This is a genomic window from Caballeronia choica (assembly GCF_001544535.1).
In the GTDB taxonomy this organism is placed as follows: domain Bacteria; phylum Pseudomonadota; class Gammaproteobacteria; order Burkholderiales; family Burkholderiaceae; genus Caballeronia; species Caballeronia choica.
The window spans coordinates 1-8397 of sequence record NZ_FCON02000226.1 but is presented as its reverse complement, the minus strand read 5'-3'; the positions used below and the strand labels follow the sequence as shown (position 1 = coordinate 8397).

The window sequence follows — 8397 nt, the reverse complement described above, 5'->3', positions numbered from 1 at the left end:
TCGCGATGGTGTCGTTGCGCTTTCGCCCGGAGTGGTTCAAGTCGAAGAGCCTCCTTGGCTATGGCGCGGACTGGCCCCTCGACTGGCGCGAAATGTGGCGCTATTACGCGCAAGTCGAGGATGCGCTCAAGATCTCTGGCCCAGTGAACTATCCGTGGGGACCGAAGCGCCCCCGCTATCCGTACCGTCCGCATGAGTTGAACGCGGCCGCACTCGTGCTCGCGCGTGGTGCCGAGGCGCTTGGTATCCCGTGGTCGCCCGCGCCGCTCGCCACCTTGTCCGCGCCTCGGGGCGAGGCGCATCCATGTGTCTATCGGGGTTTTTGCGTGTCGGGATGCGCGACCAATGCGAAGCAGAGCGCGCTCGTCACATGGATACCGCGCGCACTTGCCGCCGGCGCTGAAATACGGGATCTCGCGATGGTCGGCCGCATCGATACCAACGAAAGGGGCCTCGCGACCGGGGTCGAATATTTCCGGGAGGGGCGCTGGCAGTTTCAGCGTGCGCGAAACGTTGTCGTGGCGGGCTACGCGATCGAGACGCCGCGACTTTTGCTGATGTCTGCCAACGGCCACTTTCCAGAGGGGCTCGCGAACAGCTCGGGCCTCGTCGGCAAGAATCTCACGGTGCAGTCGAACCAGGCCACCTGGGGCGTAATGCAGGAAGAGATCCGCTGGTACAAGGGGCCGCCATCGCTCGCGCTCACCGAGCACTGGAATTACACCGACAAGGGCAAGGACTTCTTTGGCGGCTATTGCTACATGAGCCAGGGGCCGTTGCCGAATGCGTGGGTCGCGACGCAAAACGGACGCGGGCTATGGGGCGAAGCGCTCATGCGCGAGATGCAGAAGTACAACCATCAGGCCGGATTGAAAATCGTAGGCGAGACGCTGCCGCAGGAGCGCAACCGTGTGACGCTTGCCGATGAGAAGGATCAGTACGGGCTGCCTGTCGCGCGGGTGACGTATTCGTTCTGCGACAACGACCGCCGCCTGATCGCGCACGCTCTGGATTTCATGGGACAGGCACTGCAGGCGGCCGGCGCGAGCGAGATCTGGAACGAAACCGATGACACCTGCCACCTGAACGGCACTGCGCGCATGGGCGACGATCCGCGCACGAGCGTCGTGGATGCGGATTGCCGCAGCTGGGACATTCCCAACCTGTGGATCTGCGACGGATCGGTGTTTCCGACGGTTGGGGGCGTGAACCCGTCGTTGACGATTCAGGCGATTGCCTGCCGCACCGCCGATCGCATCGAAGTGCTTGCGGCACGTGGTGAACTGAACGTACACAGGAATGTGTGAAAGGCCCCAACGCCTGCTGTTGAAAGCGGGTCATACGGGATAATCTAGCGCAACAAAAAGACGAAGCGGCAAAGCGGCCGCGCAGGACTTTGCACGCATCGTGATCAGCCACCGCCCCTTTGCAGGGTCGGTCCACTCAAGCTCAAGGCGGTATTGATCACCGCGAGGTGGGTCAACGCCTGCGGAAAGTTGCCGGTGAGACATTTGCCCGCAACGTTGTACTGTTCAGACAACAGCCCGAGATCGTTGCAGACGGCCAGCACCCGCTCGAATTGTGCCCGTGCTTCGGCACTGCGGCCCTGCATCTGCAGGCAGTCGGCCATCCAGCACGAACACGCGAGGAATGCTCCTTCGTTTGGTCCCTCCGGGCGCGCTTTCTTTCGCCGGATCAGCCCTTCTTCCGACAGTTCGCGCTGAATCGTATCGATCGTCGACGCCATGCGAGAATCGTCGACAGGCAGAAAACCGACGAGCGGCATGAGCAGCGCACTCGCATCGAGTTCTTCGCCGCCATAGTATTGCGTGAAGGAGCCGAGCGCTTGATTCCAGCCTTCACGGCAGATTTCATCATGGATCGTCTGGCGCAATGCAGTGAGCCTTTCCAGGATCGGAGAAACGGCGGCGTTCTCGCGCGCTTGATGATTAATAAATCTATCCACCGCGACCCATGCCATCACCCTGGAATACGTGTAGTGGCGAGGTTCGGCGCGCGATTCCCAGATCCCCGAGCCCGGCGTGTTCCAGACTTTCTCAAGATGCTCGACAATGCGCTGTTCCACGATGTCTTCCTGATTGGTCGTCGCGAGGCCTGCTCGACGGGCGACATCAAGGCAATCCAGGACCTCACCGAGCACGTCGACCTGATGCTGCGTTCCTGCCGCATTGCCGACACGCACGGGCGTCGCGTATCGATAGCCTTGCAGCGAGTCGATTGTCCGCTCCTGCAGGTGGCGCCCACCATCCACGCGGTACATGATCCGGATGTTTTCAGGCGACCCCGCGATTGCGCACAGCAGCCAACCACGCCAAGCCTGCGCCTCCTCATGAAAGCCAGCGTTGAGCAGAGCAACAAGCGCGAAACTGGCGTCTCGTAGCCAGCAATACCGATAATCCCAGTTCAGGCGCCCTCCGGGCGCTTCGGGCAACGACGTAGTGGGCGCCGCAACGATCGCCCCGCTCGGGCGATAGATCAACGCCTTCAACGTCAGGAGCGAGCGCCTGACTTGGGCAGGCCACAGGGTCTTCGCGCTGTCGAAATTGCTGATCCATTCCGTCCAATGTTGCTGGGTTGCACGCAGTGCCGCTTCAGCATCGACGGGTGTGGGCGGCGGCAGATGCGAGCAGCCATAGCTCAGCACAAAAACCACCCGTTCGTCTGCTGCGACCTCGAACGTGGCATTGATTGATTCGTCCGTTATATCGAGCTCGCAATCTGCGCGTAGGACCACGAGGTCGGGGCCGACCTTTCCTTGCAGCGTGCCATCAACCGACGCCACCCACGGCGGCAATGCGCCGTAATCGAAGCGCAGGCGCAAGCAAGAGCGCATCCGAACGACTCCGCGCAGACCCACGACGATCCGCACCACCGACTGCGACGGCACACCAACTGGCATGAAGTCGATCACGCGCGCGGCGCCGCCGCTCACGTCGCAGTCGGTTTCCATGACAAGCGTATCGTCCTGGTAGCGACGGTGCTGCCGCAGGATCGTGTCGACCGGACAGAGCGACCAGTGTCCGTTGTCGGGCGTGCCGAGCAGCGCAGCGAAGCATGCATCGTCGTCAAAGCGCGGCCAGCAAAGCCAGTCGATGGAGCCGTCGCGGCAGAGCAGAGCCGCCGTCTCGCCGTCCGAGAGAACTGCATAGTCCTCGATCGGGCGGCTCATGATGGCGAGTTCCGTCGTCCTCTGGCAAGTAGGCTCACGCATCCGGCCACGCCAATTCCCGCCAGCAACCAGAACGCACTACGGTGCCGGTCCGTGAACATTTCCCAACTGCGCGGCCTTGCTTGATCGTCGAACCGCCCATGTGCGCCGTAGTCACCGGGGACGGGTTCGTACAGATTAGCCGGTGCGTCCTCAGGCAGCGGCTCATCGGTCAATTGGCCACGATAGCCCGCGCTCGCGAGATAGCGATCGATGAGGGCGGGCGCCACGCGGTTCGCGAGGATTGCTTTGACCGTGGAAAATCCAACCCACACCTCCCGTTGGCGATGAGTCGCGGCAAAGAAAATGGCGCGTGCGGCGACCTCCGGCTGGTAGATCGGCGCGACCGGTTTGGCCCGGCGGCCCATCTTGTTCTTCGCCCAATCGAATTGCGGCGTATTAACGGCAGGCAGGTCGACCATGGTCAGGTGAACCCTGAGGCGGTCGTGACGAATCTCCGAGCGCAGCGAATCGGTAAAGCCGCGGACGGCGAACTTGGCGCCGCAATAAATCGACTGGAGCGGCACGGATCGATATCCCAATGCCGAGCCGACGTTGACGATCGTGCCGCGATTGCGTGCGCGCATGCGTGCCAGCGCAGCCATCGTCCCGTGTACCTGGCCAAGATAGGTGACCTGCGTGCCCCGCTCGAACTCCCGCGCCGTGAGTGAGGACACTGGCGCAAAAACGGTGGCCATCGCAACGTTCACCCATACGTCAATCGCCCCGAGCTCCTTTTCCGTGCGGGCCGCTGCGTCCTCGACCGCTTGTGCATCGGCGACGTCGGTCGGGATCGGCAGCGCGCGCACGCCGTATTCGGCACGGAGGTGGGCGGCCGCCCGTTCGAGCCGCTGCGAATCGCGCGACAGCAGCGCAACGTCGTACCCTCGTCGGGCAAATTCTTCCACGGTTGCCCGGCCCACTCCAGCACCGGCGCCTGTGACGACCACAATCTTTGACATTTTCGTACCCCCACTTCGGATCACACCGATCGTTGCTGGTGTGGATGATTTGACCGTGATTCTCTGGCTCGGAGCAGTAGGCGTGCCACGGGGGCTTTTCGTGTTCTACATGCCAAAGGTCGCTCCGGGCGACGTGACCGCTCGCGTTTGCATGGCCGCAACGCGCAGAGAAGAAGCGTCAAGGCCCGCACTGATCGTGGCGCACGTAACGTTCTCAGGTCGCGGTGACCGAGAGGCTGCGCTACTGGAACCAACCGCACGCGAATCGGGCGACGAGCGCAGCCCCCGCGCAGACGGTGGCGAGCCAGCACAGCGCGCGAAGCGACCAGTGAGCGCTGAGGTCGCCCACGGCCGAGCGCTTCGTACTCAGCATGACAAGCAGGACCATGATCGGCATCGCCGTCGATCCGTTAGCCACCGCCCCCCAGTAAAGAATTTGAATGGGTTCGATCCGCATGATTGTGAGCGTTACGCCGATCGACACGCCCAGGGTCATCACGGCGACGAGCATGAGCGCGATCCTCCGATCGCGCTGCCCATCGCGCTGCCCATCGCCCTGCTGCTGGTCACTATGCCGATCGACTGCGCTCGCGGCCGCGTGAGCGGCCGAACCGGCGAGCGGGGGGAGGGCCAGGAATGCCGTGCCGATGAACGCAAGGGCGAGCACGACCGGAGCGTAGCCGCCCATTACCGGCTCGATCACACGAGCGGCGTCCCGCGCATGGTTCAAGCCGTTTCCGTTCCGATGCAGCGTCGCGGCGGCAGCGGCCATGACAAAAAAACCCACGCCATTGGACAAAGCAGTTCTGATCACGGTGTCCCTACGCACGCTGATCAACTGACGCTCGCGCCTGCTGGCGTCTTTATCATCGCCGACCATTTGCGGCCGCTTTTCTTCGACCTGCTGCTCGGCTTGGGAGAACAGGAGGTAGGGGCTGATCGTAGTGCCAAGCACAGCAAGTAGGATCGTAAAGTAATGCTCAGACCAGGTGATCCGGGGCACGAGCGACCGGATGGCGATCGCCTCCCACGGCATGTCGAGCGCGACGGCCACGCCGACGTACGCGAGCAGCGTGAGCGTGAGCCATTTCAGCACCTGCGCGTAGCGCGCATAGGGGACGAACCACTGGAGTGTGACCGACGCGATGCCAAACAGCGCGGCGAAGAGCGGGATCGATCCGCGCCAGAGCAGCTGTGCGGCGATGCCCATCGCGACAATGTCGGCCGCAATGTTGAATAGGTTCGCAATGAGAAACCTCGCGACCGCAATGTAGAACAGGAAGCGCGAATAATGTTCGCGCATGTTCACTGTCAGGCCATTGCTGGTCAGCGCCGCAATCCTCGCGGCGACAAGCTGGAATGCGACCATTGATGGATAGGACAGCACGCAGGTCCAAAGCATGTCGTATCCGAACTGTGCACCGGCGAGCGAATATGTCGCGAGCCCACTTGGATCATTGTCGGTCGCAGCCGAGATGAGTCCGGGCGAAACAGGCTTGGCCCATGAGTGCGCCGGGATTTCGTCGTGGGCGGTCGGTGCCTGATCGGGTGCTCTATTGGGTCTTCTGGCAACAGACATGTTTCGCTCGCCGCCCCATATTCTTCGAAGGTCTCTCGCGTCGGCGAGGACAGAAGTTGGTGGCGCACGATCCGTGCCCGGGGTCGCGGCAAACGCAAGGGCGGTTCAGCAATTGCTGGTGCGCCTCTACGTGTTGGCGATTAGTAACTCTCGCTGAGGAACTGAGGTGAAAGGCACAGGGCGCTTCACTGGCCTATAAAATAAGGCTGAACGTCCATCTCTTCGGCCCACAGTTGAACATCGACCAACTCATGAAAGCCGATGGCCTCATCGCGATAAACGCAACAAAATCCCGTCGCCGTCCGATAGACGATGACCCATTGGGGTGCGTCCGGAACTGCCGGCGCCGCCTCGGTACGGGCATGTCCCTTCAGTGCATCGAGGTGCAGTAACTCGCGAACGCGTTCGCGCACAGTGTGCATTCCACTTCCCGTTTTCATTTCTACTCTCCGTTCGCCCTCGTGTATGCAAGCCTTCAGCAAGGCCGAACGCGGCATCGACCTGAAGACCCGTCCGACCCCAGTCATCCAGGAAAGACCTTGATGCTGCTCGCCACCGAGTCGGCAATATGTTCTTTCGCAATGACGCCGAGTACCCTTGGCGGTCCCTGAGCATCGCCTCGACTCACGACCACCGCCATGGCCGCATGTTTCTTCCAGAGGCGGGTGATGACGTCGAATGCGACGTCATTCTCGCGCACCACGATGAAATTGGTTTGCGCCAGCGAGCCCACCGTGATGTCACCGAGGCCCTGGCTGACCGCGCGGCGCAGCCCGATATTGACTCGTAGAACGCCCTCGATTTCGTGCTTTTTCGTCACCACCACGTGCCGGAATGCGGGCCCTTCGGACCGCGATAGAACGTGCTGAAACGGCACGCTCTCATCGAGCACTAAAACGTCAGTTTCCATCACCTGCGCTGCGTTCTGCACCATGTACATGTTGGCGTGAAGCGCGTTGGGAATCGGATGTCCTCGCCGCACGAGTTTGAGGGTGTAGATCGTCTCACGTGATAGGAGTCGGCGAGCACCCAGACTGAACGCGACCGCGATGATCATTGGCAGGACGATGTCGTAGTCGCGTGTCATCTCGAAGATCATCGCGACCGCTGTCATCGCAGCGCCGGTACCGCCCCCCACCATGGCGCCCATTCCGACCATGGCGAATGCTGGCGCGCTCACGGGTGCCCCCGGCATCATCATCGCCATGAGCGATGCGAACGATGCCCCGAGCGTCGCACCAATGAAGAGCGACGGCGAGAACACACCGCCCGAGGAGCCCGAGCCAAGGCTCACCGACGTAGCGAACGTCTTGCACAACGCGAGCAGCAAGAGAAACGCGCCACCTTGCAGGTGACCATAGAGCGTGGCCTGGATCGTTGCATAGCCCACACCTTCCACGTAGTAGTGACCGGCATAGCGAAAAAGCAGGTATATCAAAACGCCGACAAGCGACATTCCACACGCATGGCGAAGATAGGGCCCAGGAATACGATCGAACGCATCCTCGGCCCAATGAAGCGCTCGGATGAGCAGTGCGGCAGCGGCACCAGTAAGCGCGCCCAGCACGGCATAAAGGGCGAGTGTGAGCGCGCTGCCCGGTTCATTCGGAATCGCGCCCAGCTGCGCCGGGACAAAAAACGCAGGTGCGGCGCCAAAAAACAACCGACCGATGAATGTCGCCGTACCTGTGGCCAACGCGACGGGAAGAAAGGTGTTGACGCTGACCTCGGGGAGCATCAATTCCGTGGCAAACAGCACTCCGCCAATCGGGGTGTTGAACGTCGATGCGATGCCGGCACCCGCGCCCGCCGCCACTAGCGTGATGCGCTGGCCTGGGGTCATTCGTACGACTTGTCCGAGTGTGGAACCCAGCGCCGAGCCGATCTGAATGATCGGGCCTTCCCGCCCCACGGCGGCGCCAGATCCGATCGCCAGGGCTGAGGCGATCGACTTCACGAGGGCCACCGCCGGCCGGATCACGCCGCGCTTGTAATAGATCGCGTCCATCACCTCGGGTACGCCGTGGCCCTTCGCCTCCGGTGCAAACTTGTTCACAATCCAGGTGACGCCAACTCCGCCGACCACCGGAACCAGGATTACCCACGCACCCCACGGAGCGGCCGGAGTGAACTGACTGGCATCGTAAGGAAATGAAAACCGGCCGAGGAACAGTACGTTGTGCACCAGTCCGATCAAGCCGCGGTGTACCGGCTCGGATTGTCTGGACACGGGTTTGCAACTCAGGCGGCCTCTTTCATGGTGGCTGCGTGACGGGCTTCATGGGGTGACATAAAGCCCAGTTTTTCGAGACGCCAATGACGGTTGTAACGATCTTTGAACTCGACGGCCGCGGCCCGAACTTCCTCCAGGTTCCTGAAGATGCGACCGTGAATGGCTTGTTCCTTCAGCGTCCGGTTGAAGCGCTCAGCGACGCCATTCGTTTGCGGTTCGGCGACGAAGGCGAAGCTCGGCGTGACGCCCCAGAACCTGACCTGGTTGAGGAAGTCATCGGCCGTGTACTGCGAACCGTGATCCGTGCGCAGCGTCAAGCCCCGACCAACCTCGGCACCCGTGCCGCCGAATTCACCCAGCAGTCCCTGTGCGATCGGCTGCAAGGCGGCGAACC

Annotated in this window: 7 protein-coding genes; 1 reads left to right on the top strand and 6 read right to left on the bottom strand. The window is 62.0% G+C overall.

Going from position 1 to position 8397, the window contains the following annotated elements; genetic code table 11:
• Positions 1–1307: GMC family oxidoreductase (locus AWB68_RS40425; protein WP_087649785.1), on the top strand; the 1307-nt coding region annotated here is incomplete at its 5' end.
• Positions 1308–1411: 104 nt separating this feature from the next.
• Here the strand turns inward: AWB68_RS40425 and AWB68_RS40420 are convergent.
• From AWB68_RS40420 to AWB68_RS40395, 6 genes are all read right to left on the bottom strand, one after another.
• Positions 1412–3190 (bottom strand): glycoside hydrolase family 15 protein, encoded by a 1779-nt coding sequence (locus tag AWB68_RS40420; protein ID WP_087649784.1) that lies wholly within the window; start codon positions 3188–3190, stop codon positions 1412–1414.
• Complete coding sequence (locus tag AWB68_RS40415) at positions 3187–4191, bottom strand: SDR family oxidoreductase (RefSeq protein WP_087649783.1); 1005 nt, start codon at positions 4189–4191, stop codon at positions 3187–3189. Before AWB68_RS40415 ends, AWB68_RS40420 begins: the two co-directional genes overlap by 4 nt.
• A gap of 241 nt (positions 4192–4432) precedes the next feature.
• Positions 4433–5770: an NRAMP family divalent metal transporter gene (locus tag AWB68_RS40410; protein ID WP_087649782.1), complete on the bottom strand. Its 1338-nt coding sequence runs from the start codon at positions 5768–5770 to the stop codon at positions 4433–4435.
• 185 nt (positions 5771–5955) lie between these two features.
• Positions 5956–6210, bottom strand: a complete 255-nt coding sequence (locus AWB68_RS40405) for a hypothetical protein (protein WP_087649781.1) — start codon at positions 6208–6210, stop codon at positions 5956–5958.
• Positions 6211–6293: 83 nt separating this feature from the next.
• Positions 6294–7967, bottom strand: coding sequence for a chloride channel protein (locus tag AWB68_RS40400; protein ID WP_235028778.1), 1674 nt, complete (start codon positions 7965–7967; stop codon positions 6294–6296).
• A 44-nt stretch (positions 7968–8011) separates the two neighbouring features.
• On the bottom strand, positions 8012–8397 hold a 386-nt coding region (locus tag AWB68_RS40395; protein WP_374729657.1), incomplete at its 5' end, for an integrase core domain-containing protein.